The following is a 21319-nucleotide window of genomic DNA, read 5'->3' as shown; positions in this document are numbered from 1 at the left end:
AACTATGTTCCGTCGGGCGACGACTACCCTTTATATTGTGAAAGACGCCATCATGCCGGACATCACACAGATTTCCTCTCCCCTTCTGGAGAAACTGCCCATGGCCGTGATGATGGCGGATGTATCGGGTCGGGTCGTGTATGGTAACCCGCGCGCCTGCGACCTGACCGGCTACACCCCCACGGATCTGGCTGAAACGCGGCTTGGCCGGCTTTTCCCCGACCAGACCGTCGATGTCACGACCCCGCTTGACCCGTCCCCATCGCAGGACAGGACCACGGCAGATGACGGCACCACCACCCTGCGCCGCAGGGATGGGCTGGGCGTGCCCGTACGCCTGTACCGTGACAGCATAAGCTGGGACGGCGCCCTGTATGAACTGGTTGCATTGCTTGACCTGACGGAAGAGGAACAGGCGCGCGAGAATGCTGAAATCAGCGCCCTGATCGTGCAGGCAACGGACCGGGGCATTCTGGTGCTGGACCCGCAATACCGCATTACGCACGCCAACCGCGCCATAACCGACCTTATGGGGATGGAGCCCGCGGCCCTGCACGATGCGCCCTTTGGCACCCTGCTTTCGGGGGGCGACAGCGATATCACGACCCTGCGGCAGTTCCGCCAGCATCTGGCGCGGCGCACGGGCTTTGAACTGGATATCCATACCCGCGGGCAGCAGGGGCGGGACCTGTGGCTGCGTTGCGCGGTCACACCGCATTATGGGGATGACGGTCGGCTTGCGGACATTATCGTCATCCTGCACGACATTACCCATGACCGGCAGTTACGCGAACTGCAGCGCGACGTGGTGGAGGCGCTGACCGATCAGCTGTCCCTGCGCGAACTGCTGGATTTCATGTGCCGCCGCATCGAACTGATCGCCCCTGACTGCATGGCGGTCGTCATGCTGGGCACGGGCGGCGTGCTGCGCACCGGCGGACATGGTGGCCTGCCCATGCCGGTCCTGCAGGCGTTCGACGGGCTGGAAGCCAGTACGGCGGGCGGGGCCTGTGGCACCGCAATCGCCACGGCGCAGGAAGTGGTGGTGCCCGATTTCACGACGGAAACCCGCTGGCCCGCCCTGCGCACCGTGGCGGCCCGGCACGGGATTGCCGCGGAATGGGCGGTTCCCGTCATCCTGCGCAATGGGGACGTGGCAGGCAGTTTTTCCCTGTATTTCCGCGCACCCGGTCAGCCGGGGGCATGGCACCGGCGCATTGTCGGCGCCTGCGTGCATCTGGCCATGCTGGCCATTGAACAGCAGCGCAGCCGGGATTCAATCATCCGCCTGTCCTATACCGACCGGCTGACCTGCCTGCCCAACCGCATGTGGCTCAACCGCCGCCTGCAGGAACTGGCTGCCCGACCACCGGCAGCGCCGCTCAGCATCATGGTCATCGACCTCGACCGCTTCCGCAAGATCGTGCAGGCGCTGGGACAGGGACGTGCCGACCAGCTTCTGCTGGAACTGGCCACCCGCCTGCGCAACGCAATGGTGGGGCGCGACGTGCTGGTGCGCACGGAAGGCGATGAATTCGTAGTACTGACGGAAGAAAATGCACCCGATGTCACCCTTCTGGCGGAACGGATCATCCATAACCTTGAGGACCCGTTCACCGTTGATGGCATTCCCGTCAGCATTTCCGGCAGCATCGGCATAAGCACCTTCAGCGACGAGGGGCAGGATGCGGAGGAATGCCTGCGCCAGGCCTATACCGCGCTGGCGCAGGCCAAGAAGGCGGGGCGATGCTGCTACCGCTTCTTCCACCCATCCATGAACCGGCAGGCGGATGACCATGTCATCCTGGCCTCCGCACTGCGTGAAGCCATTGCTGACAGCCGCCTGACGCTGGTGTACCAGCCACAGGTCAACCTGCGCACGGGCGAACTGCATGGCGTGGAAGCCCTGTCACGCTGGGATGACCCGGTACTGGGCATGGTGTCACCGGGACGGTTCATTCCCGTGGCGGAGGAAACGGGGCAGATCCGTGCCCTTGGCGCGTGGTCGCTACGGGTCGCATGTGAGCAGATGGCGGACTGGATCGCACGCGACATCCCGGTGCCCACCGTATCGGTCAACATGTCCGCCATCCAGTTCCAGGATCCCGAACTGGTATCGCAACTGGCGACCATCCTGCACCAGACCGGCGTGCCGCCGGAACGGCTGATCGTGGAACTGACCGAAACCGCCATGATCGAGAATTTCGACCAGACCGTGACCACCGCGACCGCCATCCGCAACCTTGGCATCGGGCTGTCGATGGATGATTTCGGCACCGGGTATTCCAGCCTGTCCAACCTGGCCAGCCTGCCCATAAGCGAGGTGAAAATCGACCGCAGCTTCATGAACGGCTTTGGCAGCACCGGCAACGTGCGGCAGGTGGTGACCGCCATCATCCGCATCGGGCACACGCTGGGCATGACCGTCATTGCCGAAGGCGTGGAAGACGCCGCGCAATGCGCGGGGCTGCGGGATATCGATTGCGATGTGGTGCAGGGATATTATTTCGGGCGTCCGATGACGACGGCGTCCCTCGACACGTGGATCAGGGAACGCAGGTCCGAAACCGTCCCGGTCGCCTGACACGTACCATAACCCAGAATTTTCGCCGCCCCGCCCCTGTCGTCCATACGGGACGGGGCGCATGCCGGCATGGAAAAAGCCGCCACGATCCAGTAACAGTCCTGCGGACCCCGTTCGTGGGGCGTGCAATCCGTGGGGCGGCAGACCTTGAATTACAGACACAGCTATCACGCCGGCAATTTTGCCGATGTCATGAAACATGTCGTGCTGGTGGCCCTGATCGATGCGCTGCGTCGCAAGCCGTCCGCGTTTTCGGTCCTCGACACGCATGCCGGGATCGGCATGTATGACCTGTCGGGCCGCGAGGCACAGGCAACGGGGGAATGGCATGGGGGGATCGGCCGCCTGCTGGACGTCCCGTCCGACCCTGAGGCACCGGCCTGCATCGGGGAATGGCTGGATATCGTGCGCGCCACGATCGCGGCGCATGACGGGCAGATGTTCTATACCGGCTCCCCCGCCATTGTGGCGGACATGCTGCGACCGGGCGATACACTGACCTGCTGTGAACTGCACCCCGAGGACCAGCGCAGTCTGCGCCGCCTGTTCCGCAACAATCCCGCCGTTTCCGTACATGGTCGCAACGGATACGAGGCCGTCACCGCCCTGCTGCCCCCACGGCAGGCAAAGCGGGGGCTTGTACTCATGGATCCGCCCTTTGAACGGACGGATGAGTTCCATACCCTTGCAAAAGCCATCATCACAGCACGCCAGCGATTTGGTAATGGCATCATCGCCACGTGGTATCCCATCAAGCATCGCGCGCCCACACATGCCTTCCACAACGCGCTGAAGGATGCGGGACAGCGCAACCTGCTCGCCCTTGAACTGACCCTGCGGCCACCGCTGGACCCGACGCGGCTGAATGGCAGCGGACTGCTGATCGCCAATCCGCCGTTCCGGTTCGAGCAGACCGCGCGCGCCATCCTGACCACCCTGTGCCGCTATCTGGGTGATGGGGAAACACAGGCCGAAGTGGAATGGGTCGTGCCCGAATAAAACGGTCCCGGCCGCCTGTATGCCGGTAACGGGCGATGATAGGGTGGCCTATCCGTGTTTCCCATCGTCCAAGGTTTCCTTCATGCCTGCATCGTCCCCCCATATCGCCGTCATCGGCAGCACCAATATCGATTTTGTCGCGCATGTCGAACGCTTCGCACAGCCAGGCGAAACGCTGCATGTCCATGCCTCCACCACCGGGCTGGGGGGCAAGGGCGCCAACCAGGCCATCGCGGTAGCGCGGCTGGGACAGGACGTGGCGCTGGCGGGCTGGACCGGAACGGACATGCTGGCCACCATGGCGCGCACCACGCTGCAACAGGCCGGAGTGGATACGCACTGCCTTATGGAAGACCCCGCGGCCGACACCGGCCGGGCCTTCATCACCATAAACCATGCGGGGGAAAACCAGATCCTTGTGGATGGCGGAGCGAACATGGCGCATGGGGCGGAGGCCTGCCCGCTTCTGTCGCCCGTCCTGGATCATGCAACGCTGGTGATGATGCAGATGGAAATGCGTCACGCGCTGGTGCTGGCCATGGCCCGCACGGCACGGGAACGGGGCATACCCGTCATGCTGGACCCCGCCCCGGTCCCCGCGCGTGGCCTGCCCGCCGAACTGTACCCACTGGCGGACATCATCACCCCCAACGAACGCGAAACCCGCGACCTGACAGGCATCGAACCCACGGATGAGACGACCGCCCTGCAGGCGGCACAGATCCTGCATGCCCGTGGCACGCGCACGGCCATCATCAAGCTGGGGCACCGGGGTGTCGTATATTCCGCGCCCGATGCGCAGGGGTTCGTGTCCCCCTTCCGCGTCAGGGCGATTGATACGGTGGCGGCGGGGGACTGTTTCAATGCGGGACTTGCCAGTGCACTGGCCCGCGGGGCGGCCATTGGGGAAGCAGTACGCTTCGCCGCCGCATGCGGTGCACTGGCCACGACCCGTCCGGGTGCCGCGCAGGCCGCGCCCACCATGGATGAGGTGGCGGACCTGCTGGACCGACAGCCTCCGGCCTGATCTTGCCTAATGGACTGTAAACGCTATAGTCCGGGCCATAAGTCAGCGGTCCCGTGCAAACGGGTTGGAAAGGGAATGCTGTAAACCCCGGCGGGATATCATATCCGGGGGTGGAGTCGGCAGCTGTACCCGCAACTGTAAACGGAGAGTGTTTCATCTGCTGCCGCCCTGCGGCAACCACTGGCTCCGGCCGGGAAGGGAGATGAAATGCAGCGACCCGTAAGCCAGGAGACCTGCCGCTGTCCTTTAACGATATCGTCGGGCGGGCTGACCGGAGATGGGCATGAGACATGAACACGACCAGCTAGCATTCCGTCCCCCCGTACCAGCAGTGGCCTGCCCGGCGGGTCGCCCTTTTCCGGCCCCATATGGCCGGACCCATCCTGACGGGATGTCTTTTCATGAAAGTCCTTTTTTCCGGCCCGGCACAATATGGCCGGATGCGAACCCTTTTCCTTTCATCCGGCCTTCTGTCCTGTGGCCTGATCGGCACGTTCGGTTCCTATGCCCATGCACAGGTCCAGACACAGATTGCGCAGGACCGCGTCCGCCTAGGTAATTCCACCCCGCTGATCCAGCAGATCGACCCGGCCACGGTGCGCGATTCAGAACGCGCGCAGGCCGATGCGCAGCAGACGGTAACGACAGACACAGGCACGGATAACGCGCTGGATACCAGCGGCAACCTGCTGGGCAACATGTGGGGTGCACGCCCGTGGCTGTACAAACACGGCATCAGCTTCGACATTCAGGAAGTCGATGAAGTCTGGGGCAACGGTACCGGTGGCACGCCAAGCACCAATGGCGATGGACAGGGATCGGGCACCGGCCCTGCATATGACGGCGTGACCATGCCCACGCTGACCATCGATACCGAAAAACTGTTCGGGCTGAAGGGCGGCCTGTTCAATGTCAGCGCGCTGCAGACGCGCGGACGTTCCATTTCGCAGGATCACCTGAACAATTTCAACCCGATCAGCGGGTTCGAGGCTGACCGTTCCACCCGCCTGTTCGAACTGTGGTACCAGCAGTCGTTCCTCAAGGGGAAACTCGACGTCAAGATCGGCCAGCAGGCCCTTGATACCGAATTCCTGATCAGCGATTACGCATCGCTGTACCTGAACGCCAATTTCGGCTGGCCCATGGCCCCGTCAGTCAACCTGTATGGCGGCGGCCCGTCATGGCCACTCTCCTCGCCCGCCGTGCGGATCCGTTACCGACCCGGCGAGAAGTTCACCTTCATGTTCGCCGCTGCTGACGACAATCCGCCAGGCAACCGCTATAACTCGCTACCCATCCAGCAGGCCACGGGCGCAGTACTGGGCAGCAACAGCGATCCCACCAGCCAGACCTATAACGGCGCCAATGGCACAAACTTCAACATGGGCAATGGCGCGCTGCTGATTACCGAACTGCAGTACGCACTCAATCCGCAGCCCGCCGATACGTCCAACGTCACAAAAAATCCCGGCCTGCCGGGCGTCTATAAACTGGGCGGATATTACGACACCGCCAGATTTCCCGATTACCGCTACAACAACATGGGGCAGGCCCTTGGCGGCCCCAATGACACCACCGGCATCCCGCGCTGGGACCGGGACAACTGGATGGTGTACGGCATCATTGACCAGATGATCTGGCGGCCTTCCATCCAGTCCACGCGTTCGCTGGGTATTTTCGTGCGCGCCACGGGCAATGGCGGCGACCGTAACCTGATCAGCTTCGCCATTGACGCGGGCCTGAACCTGAAGGCCCCGTTCCGGGGACGTGACAACGACACGATCGGGCTGGGCTGGGGCATTGGCCGCGCCAGTTCGGGTGAGCGCCAGTATACCCGCAACGTGGCCCGGACCGGTACCGACAGCCTGGTGCCGGGCAATGAAAACCACCTTGAACTGACCTATCAGGCGCAGGTTACGCCGTGGCTGGTGATGCAGCCGGACCTCCAGTACGTCTGGCATCCCGCAGGCGGCGGCAGCGACCCGTCCTATCCCTACCGTCGTACCGGCGATGAGGCGATTTTCGGACTGCACAGCAATATTACATTCTGAAGGGCGCGCCCTTCACTCCCCGCCCGTACTGCTGTTTGCATTCGCAACCCCCGCCATCCCGACAGCCAGATGCCAAGAGAAGACAAAAGCACAGGGCGGTATTGAAAATTTACATTGTTGTGAGGTACGGGCCCCTTCTATACGCCTGAATGGACAGGCACATGGCTGGGTCCCGTGCCGCATTGCAAAAGGAAAAAACCGTTGCGCCGTCTTGTTGCTTTATGTCTCCCGCTTGCCATGGCCGCCTGCGCGCAGCACACCCCCCGCCCCATGGTGAACTACTGCCAGCAGCCCGGTGTGGCTGCCACGATCGTGGGGATTGCCAACCAGGGCACGCCGGCCGCGTCCCCCGCCGTCCGGTTTGAAGACGGGACGGTCAAGAGCGCCGTCTATAACGACCATATGCAGGTCATGGCCTGCCATGGCAGCCTGGTGCGCAAGGATGGTACCCGTCAGGACGGTATCGCCGTCGCCCGCCTGCCGCACATGCGCACGGGGTGGAAGGAAATCTGGAGCACGAGTGCCGCCAGCCACCAGTGGATATCGGATGCGGACATAGAAAAAAACAGGCAGAACCGGTACGCCGAATATTACGAACATACGCCGCAGGCCTGCAAACCCTACGCGCATGACCTGTTCTACGGCACGCAGAAGTCGGACAAGGAAACGGAACACCTGCGCGAGACGCTGTATGACTGCCTGGCGGACCATGACGTCAAGCCGCTGCGTCCCGTATCGGGCGTGGACCATACCTACAGCCCGTTCGGCATGAACTTCTACATCCCCTATTACACCAACCTGAACGCCGACGATAACGGTCCCTTCCTGTACTGACCGTATTGCAATGGCCATCCTGCCGATTGTCCGCTTTCCCCATGCCTGTCTGGAACAGGTGGCGGCCCACGTTGATGCGACTGCGCCGGAAACGGCGCAACTGGCGCGCGACCTGCTGGAAACCATGCATGCTGCGCCGGGCATCGGCATCACGGCATGCCATGTGGGCATTGCGCAGCGGCTGGTGGTCATTGACCTGCCAGGCGGGGACGGCCCGCATGTCTATGCCAATCCCGACATCATCTGGCAGTCAGCGGAAACCTCGACACAGGAAGAAGGCAGCGTGTCCATGCCCGGCATCCACGCGCCTGTCACCCGCCCCACATGTGTGAAAGTCCGTTACGACCGGCCCGATGGCACGAAAGCGGAAGATGTCGCTGATGGCCTGCTGGCCACCTGCCTGCAACATGAAATCGACCAGATCAACGGTGTTTTTTGGCTGAAACGCCTGTCACGCCTGCGGCGCGAACGGGCACTGAAGCGTTATGCAAAACTGGAACGCGGCAGCATATAAAAGAAGAAAGTTTCTGGTGAAGCTTTTTTCAGAAAGCTTCAGGAAATGCCGCCTTTTTTGAAAAAAGGCGGCACCCGGAAACTGTCATTAATGGTTGATCGAGGCAGCCGATCAGCCCACCTTGCCATCATCCAGCATGTAACCGCTGGAACGCACGGTGCGGATCAGGTCCGCCCCGCCCGTGGCGTTCAGCGCAAGTCGCAGCCTGCGGATATGGACATCCACCGTGCGCTCTTCCACATGGATACGGTCATCCCACGCGGCAGCCAGTATTTCAGCACGCGAAAACACCCGGCGCGGATTACGCAGCAGATGCAGCAGGATACGGTATTCCGTCGGCCCCAGCGCCACGGGCGTGCCCGCGCGGCTGACCCTGCGTCCGGCGTGGTCCAGCGCTATGTCGGCAAAGCTCAGGACATCGTCCGTCTGCGCGGCAGGTAGCGCGGCACGGCCCGCGCTGCGCCGCATGACGGCCCGCACGCGCGCATGCAGCACATCCATGCCACATGGCTTGACCAGGTAATCATCCGCCCCGGTATCCAGCGCATGGACGGAATCCTGTTCCTCACCCCGCGCGGTCAGCATGATGACCGGCAGGTAACGCGTGGCCGTGGCCATGCGCAGCCTGCGGCACAGGTCTACCCCCGATAACCCCGGCATCATCCAGTCCAGCAGCACAAGGTCGGGTTTCCAGTCGGTCACTTCCCGCAGGGCGTCCAGACCGTTATCCACCGGCATGACAAGATGTCCCGCCGCTTCAAGGTTGTAGGACAGCATGACGGACAGGGCGGCATCATCTTCTGCGACAAGGATGCGCAGCGGGCGGTCTTCAAGCAAGGACGCTAGCCTCCCTGCCCTGAAAACCCGCCACGGGGACGCACGACGGGCAGGATTTCACCCGTTGCGGTATAATAGACGCGTTCGGCAATATTGGTGGCGTGGTCACCGATCCGTTCAAGATTCTTGGCAATGAACAGCAGGTGCGTGCACGGGCCGATATTGCGCGGGTCTTCCATCATATAGGTGACCAGTTCACGGAACATGGCGTTATACAGTTCGTCCACCGCAGTATCGGACTGCCAGACTTCGCGGGCGAGGTCGGCGTTCCGCTGGCTCATGGCGTCGATCGCGCGGCGCAGGTTGTCCTGCACCAGGCGTCCCATGCCGCGCAGTCCACTCAGCGAAAGGCGCGAGGACACCAGTTCCGTGCGCAGCGAGCGTCGCGCGATGGAGGCGGCGCAGTCACCGATGCGTTCCATGTCCCCCGTGATCTTGAGCGCCGAGACCACTTCACGCAGGTCCCCCGCCACGGGGGAACGCAGCGCGAGGATGCGGATGACCATCGCCTCCACATCACGTTCCAGCGTATCAACCTGGGGATCGAGGTCGGCTGCGACACCGGCGGCGTTTTCATCGCGATCGGCAATGGCGGCGACCGCCTGCGATGTCTGCTGTTCAACCAGCCCGCCCATCCGCGCCATCATGGAACGCAGTTCTTCCAGTTCCTGTTCGTAACTGCTGACGATATGTGCTGATTCCTGTCCCACCCGCGACCCTTCCTCCCTGCCCGCACAATTATACGGGATGCGCCCGATATCAGGGCTTATGATACGCCACGTAGATATATTATATCCGTCCCGGCTTGTTCAAGACGATGTCATACCCCACCAGAATGGTACAAAATAATGAAATAAAAAGATTTCTTCAGGAACACTCCATGCCACGCGTGCCCCGTCCCCGCATTGTATCCGATCCGGCCCCCGTTTCCTACCGGCGGATGCTGACAATCGCGCTGGGCACGATGCTGGGCATGGGGCCGGGCATGGCGGCGGGAAATGACAATACGCCATCCGCCACGCCCGCCGCCCGCGGCACGGCTGCCCCGGCTGCCCGCGCGCCTGCCGCCCCGACGGAACGCATGACCGTGACCAGCCGGCACGTGGTGGGCACCCAGCCCGGCGGCGGCCTGATCCGGGCGGAGGACGCGGCGAAATCCGTCAGCACCATCGGCACCGATTTCATGCGCAAGCAGGCGCCAAGTGCCACGGCCTTCGACATGGTCAGCCTGCTGCCCGGGGCCAATGTCTCCTCCTCCGACGCGCTGGGGTTTTCACCCCAGACCAACATAACCGTGCGCGGGCTGGGCGGGGATTCGCTTGGTTATGTGCTCGAAGGGATGCCGCTGAACGACATCGCCTATTATAACGGTTACCCCGGACAGTTCGCGGATACGGAAAATTACCAGAGCGTGTCACTCGCCCAGGGGACGGCCGACCTGGATTCGCCCGTCCTGAACGCGGCGGGGGGACTGATGAGCATGTCCCTGCGCGATCCCTCCATGCGGGCGGGGGGATATGCCGATGTCTCATACGGGTCATACAACACGAACCGGCAGTTCCTGCGGCTGGATACCGGGCAGATCGGGCATACCGGCATCCGGGGTTTCGTGTCCTATTCCCATGGGTATACCGATAACTGGCGCGGGCCGGGACATGATGAACGCCAGCACATCGACTTCAAATTCCTGCGCGAATGGGGGGCGGGCAACCGGGTATCCGTGCTCGGGACATGGAACACGATGGTCGCCAGCTATTACCCGCCGGTGGACAAGGCGGACTGGCAGGCACAGGGACCACATGGGGCGGCCAACAACCTTGCCGCCACCTATAACCCCAATGATGCGGCAGGCGGCACGGATTACTGGCAGCTGTACCGACAGCCCGAACGCATCGCCTATATCGCAGCCCCCGCGCGCTTCACGCTGGCGGACAGCGTGCACCTGAAGGTCACGCCCTATGCACAGTGGAGTTACGGCAACGCGCCCAGCGGCACGACCATGGGGGAGAGCGGCCTGTGCGATGGCACGGGTGGCTGCGATGAAAATGCCGTGGTGCGCGCGAACTGGACCCAGACCAGCTACCGCTCCGGCTTTAATGCCGCACTGGACTGGCAGCTGGGCAACCATGACCTGGTGGTGGGATACTGGTACGACTATTCCGATGACAGCGAGCACCAGCCCTTCACTGCAGTCAACGCGCAGGGATATGCCGCCGACATATGGGTGGACCGGATCAGCCGTACCCTGCTGCAGCCCGATGGTCAGCAGGTGGATGCGGGCAGCTACCACATGATTTCCCAGACCAACGCGCTGTATGCCGGCGACCGGATGCATTTCCTGGGCCACCGCCTGATGGTGGATGTGGGCTTCAGGGAAGTCATGCTGGACCGCCATGGCACGACCACGTCGGACGGGGTGCAGACGACGGCGGGCAGCAATTCCGCCACCCCGCTGCCGCGCATTGCGATCCGCTACCGCATCAGTCCGCGCCACATGGTCTTTTTCAACACCACGACCAATTTCCGCACGCCAGATGAAACCGCCCTGTTCGGTGGCGTGACCGATACGGGCGTCGCCACACAGCTGAAGAACGAATATTCCGTGTCTGAAGAACTGGGCTATCGCTACAGCGGCAACCTGATTGTCGGCAGCCTGACGCTGTTCAACTATGATTTCACCAACCGCGAAATCCAGACCCAGATCGGACAGGTGGACTCCACCATAAATGGTGGCGGCCAGACATCACGCGGGGTGGACGTGGAAATCGGGCTGAAACCATGGCACCATTTCGCGCCCTACCTGTCGGGGGAATACCTGCATGCCACCATCGACAGTGACATCCCCTCCGCCGGCGGCATGCTGGCAACACGTGGCAGAACGGCGGTGGAAAGCCCTACACTACAGGCCTCTGCCGGGCTGAGTTATGATGACGGGCACATATTCGGCATGGCCTCCATCCATTACACGGGACGGCAGTACTCAACCTTCATGAATGATGAACGTATGCCCGACCATACGACCGGTAATCTGGCCATCGGATACCGCATGGATGACCATGCCGTCTTCTCCCATCCCGAATTCAGGATGAATTTCAACAATATCACCAACCAGCATTACCTGTCCGGTGTCGCGACCCCCACCCTGACCAAAGTGGATGGCCCGCAATATTACGTAGGCGGCGGACTTGCGGTGCTGTTTACCGCCTCCACAGGGTTCTGAGGGGCGAAATACCGTAGCACCACCCCACCCGCCAGCAGGTACAGCAACGCGGGCAGCAGCAGGAAACCGGCATGGATGCCTGCCTGCGCATGGACTGACTGCACGCCCACGCCACTGACCAGTCCCGACGCCGCAAGTACGCCCGCCAGCAGACTGCCACCAACATCAAACGCCATTTTCGATGCGGTGGAATTCAGCGCCCATGCCAGTCCCACGGTGTGCGTGCCCGAAAACCCATCGCCGCCGTCCATGCAGTGCGCCAGCAGGGTAAAGCAGACCGGATTGCAGATCCCCACGCACAGCCCGAACAGCGCAAGCGAGATGCCCAGCACCTCCACCCGCGCGGGCAGCATATACGCCACCAGCAGCACGCCCCCCGCCGCCAGCGTGCCACCGCGCATGACCGGGGCCGTGCCCCACCGCCCGGCCAGCGGCAGTGACAGGCCACACCCCGCCAGCACCATCAGGCTGACAAGACCCAGCAGCCAGCCGGCCATATGGTCACTATCATGCAGGACATAGCGCACATCATAGACCAGCGCGCCGAACAGGAAGGTGCTGCCCAGCATGGTCAGCAGCATCGCCCCCGTCAGCCGCCGCCAGCCCCGGTTGACCAGCAGCCCGGCAACACGCGCACGTACCGTCAGGTTCCCCCCATCAGTCGCAACCCGTTCATGGCAGAACCGCGACGGCAGCCACAGCAGTCCGCCCACCACGCACGCCACCACGACCATGTACAGGGCGAATCCCGCCTGCCGGTTACCATGACCCAGCCAGTCCACCATGGGCAGGGTCGTGATGCTGACCAGCAGGCTGCCCAGTGTCGCTCCCACCATGCGGCTGGTGGCAAGGCGCAGGCGCATGTCATGGTCCCGCGAAATCAGGCTGGTCATGGCGCCATAGGCGGTATTGACCACGCCATACGCCACGCACAGCGCCATGTAGCCCATGGCCGCGCACAGGCCACGCATGCCCACCGGCCACATATGCGGCAGCGGCATGAAGGTCAGCGCCACCAGCACCATGAATGGCGCGATCCCTGCGCGCAGCACGGGTATGGCCTGCCGCCCCACCGGCCTGCGGTCGATCCACAGCCCCACCACCGGGTCGGTCACAAGGCTGGCCGCACGTGCGGCCATAAGCATGAATCCCACCATCTGCACCGGCAGCAGCGAGATTTCGGTATAGAAATACGCCAGGTAGCTGAGCATCAGCCCCCAGATGATGTTGAACCCCATGTCCCCCGCGCCAAATGCCATGACCTCCGCCAGTCCGATACGGGAGACGGAGGGGGCAGCCGCGCGGGGGGCTTTCATCCCGGCAGGACCTTGCTGCGCACGCCAAAGCATTCTTCCGGCCCCGGAAAGCGGCGGGTGCGCACATCTTCCGCATAGCGTGCGGCAGCGTCGTCAATCACGCTGCCCACATCGGCATAGCGGCGAACGAAACGTGGCGTGAACGCACCGAACAACCCCAGCATGTCGTCAACCACCAGAACCTGCCCGTCACATGCGGGCGAGGCCCCGATCCCGATGACAGGAACGGGCACGTCCGCCGTGATGTCGCGCGATACGGGTTCCACGGTCCCTTCCAGCACGATGGCGAAGGCACCGGCATCGGCAATGGCCCGTGCATCCGCATGGACCTTGCGCGCCTGCTGCGCGTCACGCCCCTGCGTGCGGAAACCACCCGCCGTATTGACCGCCTGTGGCATAAGCCCCACATGCCCGCAGACCGGAATGCCGCGCTGCGACAGGAACCGCACGGTCTCGGCCATTTCCGTCCCGCCTTCCAACTTGACCGCGCCACAGCCGGTTTCCGCCATGATGCGCGCGGCATTGCCGAACGCCTGCGCGGGTGACTGCTGGTACGACCCGAACGGCATGTCCACCACCACCAGCGCACGGCGGGATGCACGGACGACGGCTGCCCCGTGGGCGATCATCATGTCCATGCTGACGCCAAGCGTATCCGGCATGCCATACACCACCATGCCCAGCGAATCCCCCACCAGCATCACATCCACATGCGGGTCAAGCCTGCTGGCCATGGGCGCGGTATAGGCTGTCAGCCATACGCCCGGCACGTCTCCCTTCCGGACATCACGAATGGTCCGGCGCCGGGGCTGTTCCCCATTGCCCATGCTTGCTATTCCCCTGCCCTGTTCATCTGGTACGATGTCATCTGGCATATTGCAGCACATCGGTGTTTGCAAATCCGCCATCCGATACAGGCAGGGGCTGCGCAAATGGGACTTGGCCGGACCGATATATGGCAGACGGGGCTTATTCACCGGTCCATGCCCGACGTGCTGCGCACGGGCACGCTGGCTGACATGCCGGTTACATGGCTGCCCGATCCCGGTCCCTTCCGTTTCATTGCCGACCCCTTTGGCATCTGGCACGAGGACAGGCTGTACCTGTTTGCCGAAGCCTATGATTACCGGGTGAAGGTCGGGCGCATTGACGTCTTCATCCTTGACCGCACCTTTCGCATCATCGCGCATTCACCGGTGCTGGTGGAACCATGGCACCTGTCCTATCCCGTCATCCTGCGCGACCGGGACGGGTCATTCCTCATGATGCCCGAATCAGGAAAAAGCGGCGTGCAGCGCCTGTACCGCGCGACCGATTTTCCCTATCGCTGGAAGGAAGTGGAGGGCTGCACCTTTCCCGGCCCGATGATCGACGCCTCCCCCCTGTTCTATGACGGCCGGTGGTGGCTGTTCCATACCCCATGGCATGAAGAAGAACGCCCCCGCGTCGATACCCTGCATGTGGCATGGGCCGACAGCCTGACGGGGCCGTGGCACCCGCACCCCGCCAATCCGGTCCGGCGCGACATACACAGCGCCCGGCCCGGCGGAACACCGGTCGTGATGGATGACGGCACGATCATCCTGCCAACGCAGGACTGCGCGCGGACCTATGGCGGGGCGATCACCCCGCTGGCCATCACCACCCTGACGATACGTAAATTCGCAGCCCACCCCCTGCCCCCCCTGACCGCGCCACCCGCATGGCGGCCTGCGACCGACGGGCTGCATACCCTGTCCGCCGCGGGACCCGTGACACTGGTGGACGCCAAGCAGACCAGCCGGTCGGTCATCGGGCGCGCAGGCGTGGATATTCACCGCATGGCGCGAAAACTGACCCGCCGCATGCTGCGTTATTAACAAAACTGAAAAAGACATATTCATGACTGGATCAGGAAATCTGTCATGGATTTAATGTGATATTAATTACCATTATCAAATAACATGCCTATAATATGCATGAATACGGCATGTAACGATAACCTTCCCAACGCCCCGTCCCGATAACCGGGCCGATGCCGTACCCCGTGCGACCCGCCCCCATCATCCTGTGGCGCATGGATCCGGGTCATGTCGGCAACTCCGGCATGATCAGCCCGTTAACCACCGATCCTTCCAGCCCCAGATACTTCAAGGACCGTCCGATGCGTGAACCACGTACCGCCCCGGCTGCCTGGCATCTGCAGCATTCCCGTCCCGAAAGCCTGGTCAGCTACTTTGATCCATGGCAGCCCGTGGCGCGGCAGCTGGACATGCTTGCCAACCGCTTCCGGACCGTAAAGGCCCTGTGCGATGCGCAGGTGGACAGCCTGGCCACCGAACATGCGGCACTGGCGGACCTGCGCGATTCGCTTGCGTTTCACCTGCTGCGGGCCTGCGTATGGTGGCAGGTCGATTTCTCGCCCCATGCGGTGACCGGCCTGCAGGCCACCAGTTTCATGAAATACGTGCGCCGTCATACCGACCGCTTCGTGGATGACGACACGCTGCTGGATGTCATGACATGGCAGCATTACATGCACCGCGCCGATAGCGGGCATATCATGGTAACCGGGACCGACCCGCTGTGCCGGGGCAACACCACCATCGTGTACGGCATTGATGGACATCGTGGCTTCCGTTTCGCCATGCAGCGTGCGGGCCAGAAGCTGGAATGGAACGACATCACCCATACGGATTTTGTCGCATCCTGCCTGAATGCCCGCGCCCTGCACTGCCTGATCGAGACGGAATGCACCGCTATTGGCGAATGGGATCTTGCGCGGGAAGAACACATCCAGGCCTCGCGCCATTACACCCAGCATTTCCGTACGGCCACGCAGGCCAACCCGGTGGAACGCTATGCCACCGCCCTTGACCAGCTGAGCCGCTGCCATTCGCGCTTTGGCCGTTTCGAGTTCGAGAACATCGTCAACCACATGGCGTTTTCCGTGGTACGGACGGCACATGAACGCGGGATCAGCATTGCCGACATGCTGCGCCACGGGACCGACCGCACCGTCAGCCCCCGAATCGCGGGCAGCCTGAAAAAACGCGCACGCGGCCATATCACCACTGGCACCGATCCCCTGCGCCACGCGGAACTTGAAGCCCTGCTGGATCAGGTTGAAACCGGCTTTGCCCTGTCAGATGGCAGCTGATGGACGTGGGGGGAGAGAAAACATCGTCCTTCCCCCACGACATCCGTCCCTGCACTACCTATATTCAGACAGGAGCAGCAGGAGACCCGATATATGGCGCTAGCCAAGAGCAGACGACCGGCAACACGCCGCAGGACGGTACAGCCGCGCTCATCGCGCGTGCGGGGCGAGACACGCCGCCTGCTGGAGATGCTGTGCGTGCTGCATGGTTCGATCCATCGTGGATCGCGTGACGCCGGCGCGCTGGTCCGCTGCGTGGTGCAGGCCCAGCCCGACCTTGGCCTGCATGACAAGGAACTGCCTGCTGCCCCCCGCCATGATGGGGAAAACCCGCCCACCACCACCGAATGGAAACGCCTTGGCCACGCGCTGGAGGAAGCACGCGCCCAGCACGCGGGCGACCGGGGATACGTGGATACCTGGCTGGAGGAACTGAGCCAGGCCACCGGGCTGGGCCGCGTGGCCAGCGAGGTGCTTGGCCTTGCGATGTGCTATCGCCTGAACGGGCATTTCGAACAGCTATGGGACGACCTGTGTGAAAACCGGTCACGCGGGCCGTTCCTGTGCGAGGACATTCCCCTTCTGCACCTTCTTCTGGGGCAGGAGGAAGATGCGATTGCCACCGCGCTGGCCCCCGAGGGGCAGTTGCGCATGAGTGGCCTCATGACCGTGGACGAGGACGGCGACATTACCCTGCTGCCCCGTCTCATGGCGCTTATGAACCGCCGCGCCAGCGTGGTGGGCGATATCCGCTCCCTGCTGCTGGGCCAACCGCGTGAGGCGACCCTGCCGTGGGATGCCTTCGCTCATCTGGGCCAGCAGGCGGACATCGCGGCGAAGCTGCTGAAGGCCGCGGTCGAACAGCATGCAACGGGCATCAATATCCTGTTGTACGGGCCGCCGGGCACGGGCAAGACCGAATTCGCGGCAACCCTTGCGCGGCACATCAATGCCACCCTGTACCCCGTAGGCGAGGCTGACAGCGCGGGCGATGAGCCATCGCGCCACGAACGGCTGGCCGACCTGCGGTGCAGCACGCGGCTGCTGCGCAATACAGACTCCATCCTGCTGTTTGACGAGGCGGAAGACCTGTTCACCGCCAGCCTGTTCGACCCGCCGCAATCCTACAGTCGCGTCTTCTTCCACCGGCTACTGGAACAGGGCGGCACCCCCGTCATCTGGACGGCCAATGACCTTGATACCCTTGGCCCCGCGATCGCGCGGCGCATGGCGCTGTGCATTGAGGTCCGACAGCCCGGAATCGGCGTGCGCACGCGGCTGTGGCAGGACATGGCGCGCGAGGAAAAGGTCGCCCTGGCACCCACGGACGCAGCCGACCTGGCCCGCGCCATTCCGGCGGCCCCGGCGATTTTCCGCAATGCGCTGCGGTCCACCCATCTGGCGGGCGGCGATTCCGCCATGGCCAGCATGATCGCAACCGGCATTGCCCGTGCGGCAGCGGGCGGGCAGATGCCCATGCCGTCACAGCCGGATGTCACGGATTACGATTCAACCCTGATCAACGCGGACTGTGACCTGCAGGCCCTGACCACGCGGCTGGCCCGTCCCGGCGCGCCGCGTGCGGTCTCGCTGCTGCTGTCGGGACCGCCGGGTTCGGGCAAGAGTGCATATGCCCGGCATCTGGCGGAACGGATGGACATGCCGGTACTGCAGAAACGCGCATCCGACCTGCTGGACAAGTATGTCGGGCAGAGCGAACAGCAGATCGCGGCCGCCTTCGCCGAAGCATGCGACAGCGGGGCCTTCCTGATCATTGACGAAGCAGATAGCCTGCTGGGCGACCGCCGGTCGGCGGAACGCTCGTGGGAAATCAGCCAGGTCAATGAAATGCTGACATGGATGGAACACCATCCCCTGCCCTTCGCCTGCACCACCAACCTTGTGGAAAAGCTGGACCCGGCCAGCATGCGGCGGTTCCTGTTCCGCGCCCGCTTTGACTACCTGACGGAAACGCAGGCGGCCCATGCCTTCCGGCGTTTTTTCGAAAAGGACGCGCCAGCAGGCCTGCGCCATGTCCGCACGCTGGTACCATCGGACTTTGCACTGGTGCTGCGTCGCGCGCGCCTGCTGGATGAAGACCCGACGCCAGATGACCTGCTGGAACGCCTGAAGGCGGAAACGGCGGGACGGGACGGAACCCGGCGCATCGGTTTCCTGTCCTGACCCATTGGATGTGGGGCAGGAAAACCGAAAGGTGCTTCTGGTGAAGCTTGTTGCAAAAAGCTTCGGAAAACGCCGCCTTTAAAAAAAGGCGGCACCCAGAAACTCTTCTCAGGTAATCCTTTATTGTGGCGGATGGGCGGCAGCATCCGCCTCAACCGCGCATTCGGCTGCGGGCGGTGCCGCCATGGTCGGGTGCAGCGCCGTGACTTCCGCACGCGCCGCGTCCATTTCCTGACGGAAGCCTTCATCCTGTTCCATGGCGGAATACAGCACGCCGCCATTCAACCACGCCGCCATCACATCACTCTGCCACTGCACGCCACACACCACCCGGCTTTCGCCAAACACCCTGGCGCGCTGCATGATCCATGCCGTCCGGTCAGGCAGGATATCGGATAGGATCAGCCCCGTAACCCAGCCCAGCGTGGCATGAAGCGACGGATAGGACGGATCCTGTTTCAGGTTGGCGCGAGGCGGAATACAGGTCGGCAGTTCCGCCTCGGTAAAGGGGCGCGGGCGGTTCCACAGCATTTTCTGCGCATGGACGGCCGGTGTCAGGCGCTGTTCGATCCGTGTCACAAGACCAACCAGTTCAGGCAGGCGGTCTGGCGGCAGGGTAAACCCCGCCGCACATGAAAAGGCCGCGACCATATGGGCGGGCGTATCACGATTATCCGCCTGCGCCAGTTTCCAGCGCGGCGTACCTTCCATTACGCGGGTCGCGGCGAAAATACTGGCATCGGCCGCGCGCTGCGCCGTATCCGGGCCGGGAGGAGGCGGGAGGAAAACCTGCCCGTCCGGCAGGGGCGGCCCGGCAGGGGCTTCCGCCTGCGTTGCATGATGGTGCACGGCACCTGTGCCGTGATGGTGGGGATGCGCGCGGGCATCCACCGATACCGTCGTCAGCAGGGTCATCATGACAGAGGCGGCAAGGCCACCAGCCACGGCACAACGGTCAAGATGCATCTGTTTCCTGTCAGTTCACCTGTTGGCCGCATTCCACGGCCCTATCATGCGCATAGCATGGGCGCAGGGACTGGCAAATCCTGCGCGAAGCAGGTGCTGCTTCTGCGCCGCCGGGTTTTATGGCATGCTGGCGTCAAAGCCCGGAGACACGTAACAATGAACCGTAGAAACCCGATATGGCCCACATCGGTCAGCCCTGTCCGCATCGGCCTGTGCGTTGTCGGGCTGACGCTGGTGGTGGTCCAGTTCTTTCATGGCCTGCACATAAGCCCCGATTCCATGCCGGGACAGGTCATGTTCCACATCGCCATGCTGGCGCTGGGCGCCATCATATTCGTCGTGGGCATGTGGGGGCCGTCACTGTAGGACGACGCCATACGACGTGACAGGAACGTTTCTGGTGAAGCTTTTTGCAAGACGCTTCGGGCAATACCGTCTTCCTGAAAAAAGGCGGCATCCGGAAACCTTCATTTCCTGACATGTATTCCAGAATTTACCGGCGTTCGGAGTCTGCACCGCTGCCTTCATCCGTGATCCCGGCACGTGACGGGGCATCAGCATCCGGTTCCACCGTGCGGCTCATACGTGCGACCGCCGCGTCATCGCCAAACCCGCGTCCTGATATGCGGCGGCGGGGGACTGGATTTTCCATCAGCACGTTTTCCAACGCTTCCGGGTCTGTCCGTTCGGCTTCGTCAAACAGTTCATCAGCGCGCGCCTGATCCCCCGCGCGTTCTGCCCGCAATCCCGCTTCCGCCAGCCTGCGCGCGGTGCCGTGCTTGCCTTCGCCTGCATTATCGGGGCGGTCGTCATCATTCATGAAACGGGGCATCGGCTTCCCTCTCCTTGCAATAACCGGGTGCGTGACACCCTGCAGGTCAGACAACACATTGACAGGGGGACGGTTCACCACCGCGCCCGAATGACACGCATGATGGAAATGGGTAGCGCGGGCAGCCAGCGCAACCGGGGCAGACCTGCACCCCACCGGGGGCATCCATGCCTAAAAACCGCCACGGCATGAAGGCCATATCCATGTAATATCAAGGCGACCATCCACCACCACGGGCCGGTGGCGGATACATGAAACGGAGTACCCCATGTCCGATCTGATCGTTATCGGTTTTGACAGTCAGGATGAAGCCACGGCTGCCCTGACCGAATGCAAGAAACTGGAAAAGGAATACCTGCTGGATCTGGAGGATGCAGTTGTTGTCGTCCGCACCGCCGATGGCAAGCTGCACCTGCAGCAAAGCGTCAACCTGGAAAAGGTCGGTGCGTCGTATGGCCTGTTCTCCGGTGGTTTCTGGGGCGCACTGGTGGGGCTGCTGTGCCTGAACCCGCTGGCGGGCTTTGTCGCGGGCAGTATCGTGGGCGCGGGTGCAGGCGCGATCGCGGGCAAGATGTCCGACTACGGCATTGATGACAATTTCATCAAGTCGCTAGGTGCCACCATTCCCGCCAACACCTCCGCGCTGTTCATTCTGGTGCGCAAGTCCCAGCCCGAAAAGGTGCTGGCCGACCTGCGTGAATTCAAGGGCCATGCCCGCGTGCTGCAGACCTCGCTTTCCCCGGAAAACGAAAACAAGCTGCGCGCCGCCCTGGGCCAGATGGCCGCCCCCGCACCGGCAGCGTGACTGCCTGTCCC

18 protein-coding genes and 1 riboswitch are annotated in these 21319 nt (G+C 62.9%); of the genes, 12 read left to right on the top strand and 6 right to left on the bottom strand.

Annotation, left to right across the window (positions count from 1 at the left end):
* The first annotated feature begins 52 nt into the window (after positions 1 to 52).
* The 6 genes from HNO79_RS04085 (at position 53) to HNO79_RS04060 (ending at position 8009) form a co-directional block, all read left to right on the top strand.
* Positions 53 to 2584, top strand: a complete 2532-nt coding sequence (locus tag HNO79_RS04085; RefSeq protein ID WP_214164465.1) for an EAL domain-containing protein — start codon at positions 53 to 55, stop codon at positions 2582 to 2584.
* Positions 2585 to 2731: 147 nt separating this feature from the next.
* The gene (locus tag HNO79_RS04080) at positions 2732 to 3583 is read left to right on the top strand and encodes a 23S rRNA (adenine(2030)-N(6))-methyltransferase RlmJ (RefSeq protein WP_214164466.1); all 852 of its coding nucleotides are present in this window, start codon (positions 2732 to 2734) and stop codon (positions 3581 to 3583) included.
* 82 nt (positions 3584 to 3665) lie between these two features.
* Entirely contained in the window at positions 3666 to 4610 is a 945-nt protein-coding gene (locus HNO79_RS04075) for a ribokinase (protein ID WP_048857159.1), read from the top strand.
* A 29-nt stretch (positions 4611 to 4639) separates the two neighbouring features.
* Positions 4640 to 4865, top strand: a riboswitch (cobalamin riboswitch).
* Positions 4866 to 5050: 185 nt separating this feature from the next.
* Entirely contained in the window at positions 5051 to 6661 is a 1611-nt protein-coding gene (locus HNO79_RS04070; protein ID WP_244987419.1) for a carbohydrate porin, read from the top strand.
* Positions 6662 to 6862: 201 nt separating this feature from the next.
* Positions 6863 to 7495 (top strand): hypothetical protein, encoded by a 633-nt coding sequence (locus tag HNO79_RS04065; RefSeq protein ID WP_244987418.1) that lies wholly within the window; start codon positions 6863 to 6865, stop codon positions 7493 to 7495.
* 10 nt (positions 7496 to 7505) lie between these two features.
* On the top strand, positions 7506 to 8009 hold the full coding sequence (locus HNO79_RS04060; RefSeq protein WP_200410087.1) for a peptide deformylase: 504 nt from the start codon (positions 7506 to 7508) through the stop codon (positions 8007 to 8009).
* Positions 8010 to 8120: 111 nt separating this feature from the next.
* Here the strand turns inward: HNO79_RS04060 and HNO79_RS04055 are convergent, their stop codons facing one another.
* Positions 8121 to 8846: a response regulator gene (locus tag HNO79_RS04055; protein ID WP_214164468.1), complete on the bottom strand. Its 726-nt coding sequence runs from the start codon at positions 8844 to 8846 to the stop codon at positions 8121 to 8123.
* A gap of 5 nt (positions 8847 to 8851) precedes the next feature.
* Positions 8852 to 9556, bottom strand: a complete 705-nt coding sequence (phoU, locus tag HNO79_RS04050; RefSeq protein ID WP_010516282.1) for a phosphate signaling complex protein PhoU — start codon at positions 9554 to 9556, stop codon at positions 8852 to 8854.
* 170 nt (positions 9557 to 9726) lie between these two features.
* Between phoU and HNO79_RS04045 the strand changes: the two genes are divergently transcribed.
* Positions 9727 to 12066, top strand: a complete 2340-nt coding sequence (locus tag HNO79_RS04045) for a TonB-dependent receptor (protein WP_214164469.1) — start codon at positions 9727 to 9729, stop codon at positions 12064 to 12066.
* Here the strand turns inward: HNO79_RS04045 and HNO79_RS04040 are convergent.
* Positions 12015 to 13382 carry an MFS transporter gene (locus HNO79_RS04040; protein WP_244987417.1) on the bottom strand — a complete coding sequence of 456 codons (1368 nt, stop codon included), beginning with the start codon at positions 13380 to 13382 and terminating at the stop codon, positions 12015 to 12017. The two genes, HNO79_RS04045 and HNO79_RS04040, sit on opposite strands and share 52 nt — an antisense overlap.
* The gene (gene panB / locus HNO79_RS04035) at positions 13379 to 14209 is read right to left on the bottom strand and encodes a 3-methyl-2-oxobutanoate hydroxymethyltransferase (protein WP_214164507.1); all 831 of its coding nucleotides are present in this window, start codon (positions 14207 to 14209) and stop codon (positions 13379 to 13381) included. The genes HNO79_RS04040 and panB overlap by 4 nt, the downstream gene beginning before the upstream one ends.
* A 105-nt stretch (positions 14210 to 14314) precedes the next feature.
* On the opposite strand from panB, the gene HNO79_RS04030 reads away from it, so the two are divergent.
* The 3 genes from HNO79_RS04030 (at position 14315) to HNO79_RS04020 (ending at position 18705) form a co-directional block, all read left to right on the top strand.
* Positions 14315 to 15241 carry a glucosamine inositolphosphorylceramide transferase family protein gene (locus tag HNO79_RS04030; RefSeq protein WP_214164471.1) on the top strand — a complete coding sequence of 309 codons (927 nt, stop codon included), beginning with the start codon at positions 14315 to 14317 and terminating at the stop codon, positions 15239 to 15241.
* A gap of 284 nt (positions 15242 to 15525) precedes the next feature.
* The gene (locus tag HNO79_RS04025; RefSeq protein WP_029329720.1) at positions 15526 to 16521 is read left to right on the top strand and encodes a hypothetical protein; all 996 of its coding nucleotides are present in this window, start codon (positions 15526 to 15528) and stop codon (positions 16519 to 16521) included.
* 159 nt (positions 16522 to 16680) lie between these two features.
* The gene (locus HNO79_RS04020; protein WP_010516273.1) at positions 16681 to 18705 is read left to right on the top strand and encodes an AAA family ATPase; all 2025 of its coding nucleotides are present in this window, start codon (positions 16681 to 16683) and stop codon (positions 18703 to 18705) included.
* Between the two features lie 120 nt (positions 18706 to 18825).
* On the opposite strand, the gene HNO79_RS04015 is transcribed toward HNO79_RS04020, so the two are convergent.
* Positions 18826 to 19671: an acid phosphatase gene (locus HNO79_RS04015; protein ID WP_214164472.1), complete on the bottom strand. Its 846-nt coding sequence runs from the start codon at positions 19669 to 19671 to the stop codon at positions 18826 to 18828.
* A gap of 156 nt (positions 19672 to 19827) precedes the next feature.
* On the opposite strand from HNO79_RS04015, the gene HNO79_RS04010 reads away from it, so the two are divergent.
* Complete coding sequence (locus tag HNO79_RS04010; RefSeq protein WP_010516268.1) at positions 19828 to 20037, top strand: hypothetical protein; 210 nt, start codon at positions 19828 to 19830, stop codon at positions 20035 to 20037.
* A gap of 127 nt (positions 20038 to 20164) precedes the next feature.
* Here the strand turns inward: HNO79_RS04010 and HNO79_RS04005 are convergent, their stop codons facing one another.
* Positions 20165 to 20503, bottom strand: coding sequence for a hypothetical protein (locus tag HNO79_RS04005; protein WP_200410095.1), 339 nt, complete (start codon positions 20501 to 20503; stop codon positions 20165 to 20167).
* A gap of 268 nt (positions 20504 to 20771) precedes the next feature.
* Here HNO79_RS04005 and HNO79_RS04000 point away from each other — a divergent pair, with 268 nt between their 5' ends.
* A complete protein-coding gene (locus HNO79_RS04000; RefSeq protein ID WP_048856026.1) occupies positions 20772 to 21308 on the top strand; it encodes a DUF1269 domain-containing protein in 537 nt (178 codons plus the stop codon).
* Positions 21309 to 21319 lie beyond the last annotated feature (11 nt).

This window comes from Komagataeibacter oboediens, from assembly GCF_018491655.1.
Classification (GTDB): Bacteria; Pseudomonadota; Alphaproteobacteria; order Acetobacterales; family Acetobacteraceae; genus Komagataeibacter; species Komagataeibacter oboediens.
This window is presented reverse-complemented; position numbering and strand designations above follow the sequence as displayed.

Bases quoted from the DNA above. Each gene is read 5' to 3' on its own strand.
- HNO79_RS04005 (WP_200410095.1), bottom strand. From the start codon at position 20,503: ATGCCCCGTTTCATGAATGATGACGACCGCCCCGATAATGCAGGCGAA.
- HNO79_RS04085 (WP_214164465.1), top strand. From the start codon at position 53: ATGCCGGACATCACACAGATTTCCTCTCCCCTTCTGGAGAAACTGCCC.
- HNO79_RS04010 (WP_010516268.1), top strand. From the start codon at position 19,828: ATGAACCGTAGAAACCCGATATGGCCCACATCGGTCAGCCCTGTCCGC.
- HNO79_RS04045 (WP_214164469.1), top strand. From the start codon at position 9,727: ATGCCACGCGTGCCCCGTCCCCGCATTGTATCCGATCCGGCCCCCGTT.
- HNO79_RS04000 (WP_048856026.1), top strand. From the start codon at position 20,772: ATGTCCGATCTGATCGTTATCGGTTTTGACAGTCAGGATGAAGCCACG.
- HNO79_RS04040 (WP_244987417.1), bottom strand. From the start codon at position 13,382: ATGAAAGCCCCCCGCGCGGCTGCCCCCTCCGTCTCCCGTATCGGACTG.
- HNO79_RS04060 (WP_200410087.1), top strand. From the start codon at position 7,506: ATGGCCATCCTGCCGATTGTCCGCTTTCCCCATGCCTGTCTGGAACAG.
- HNO79_RS04070 (WP_244987419.1), top strand. From the start codon at position 5,051: ATGCGAACCCTTTTCCTTTCATCCGGCCTTCTGTCCTGTGGCCTGATC.
- HNO79_RS04025 (WP_029329720.1), top strand. From the start codon at position 15,526: ATGCGTGAACCACGTACCGCCCCGGCTGCCTGGCATCTGCAGCATTCC.
- HNO79_RS04015 (WP_214164472.1), bottom strand. From the start codon at position 19,671: ATGCATCTTGACCGTTGTGCCGTGGCTGGTGGCCTTGCCGCCTCTGTC.
- HNO79_RS04075 (WP_048857159.1), top strand. From the start codon at position 3,666: ATGCCTGCATCGTCCCCCCATATCGCCGTCATCGGCAGCACCAATATC.
- panB (WP_214164507.1), bottom strand. From the start codon at position 14,209: ATGGGCAATGGGGAACAGCCCCGGCGCCGGACCATTCGTGATGTCCGG.
- HNO79_RS04030 (WP_214164471.1), top strand. From the start codon at position 14,315: ATGGGACTTGGCCGGACCGATATATGGCAGACGGGGCTTATTCACCGG.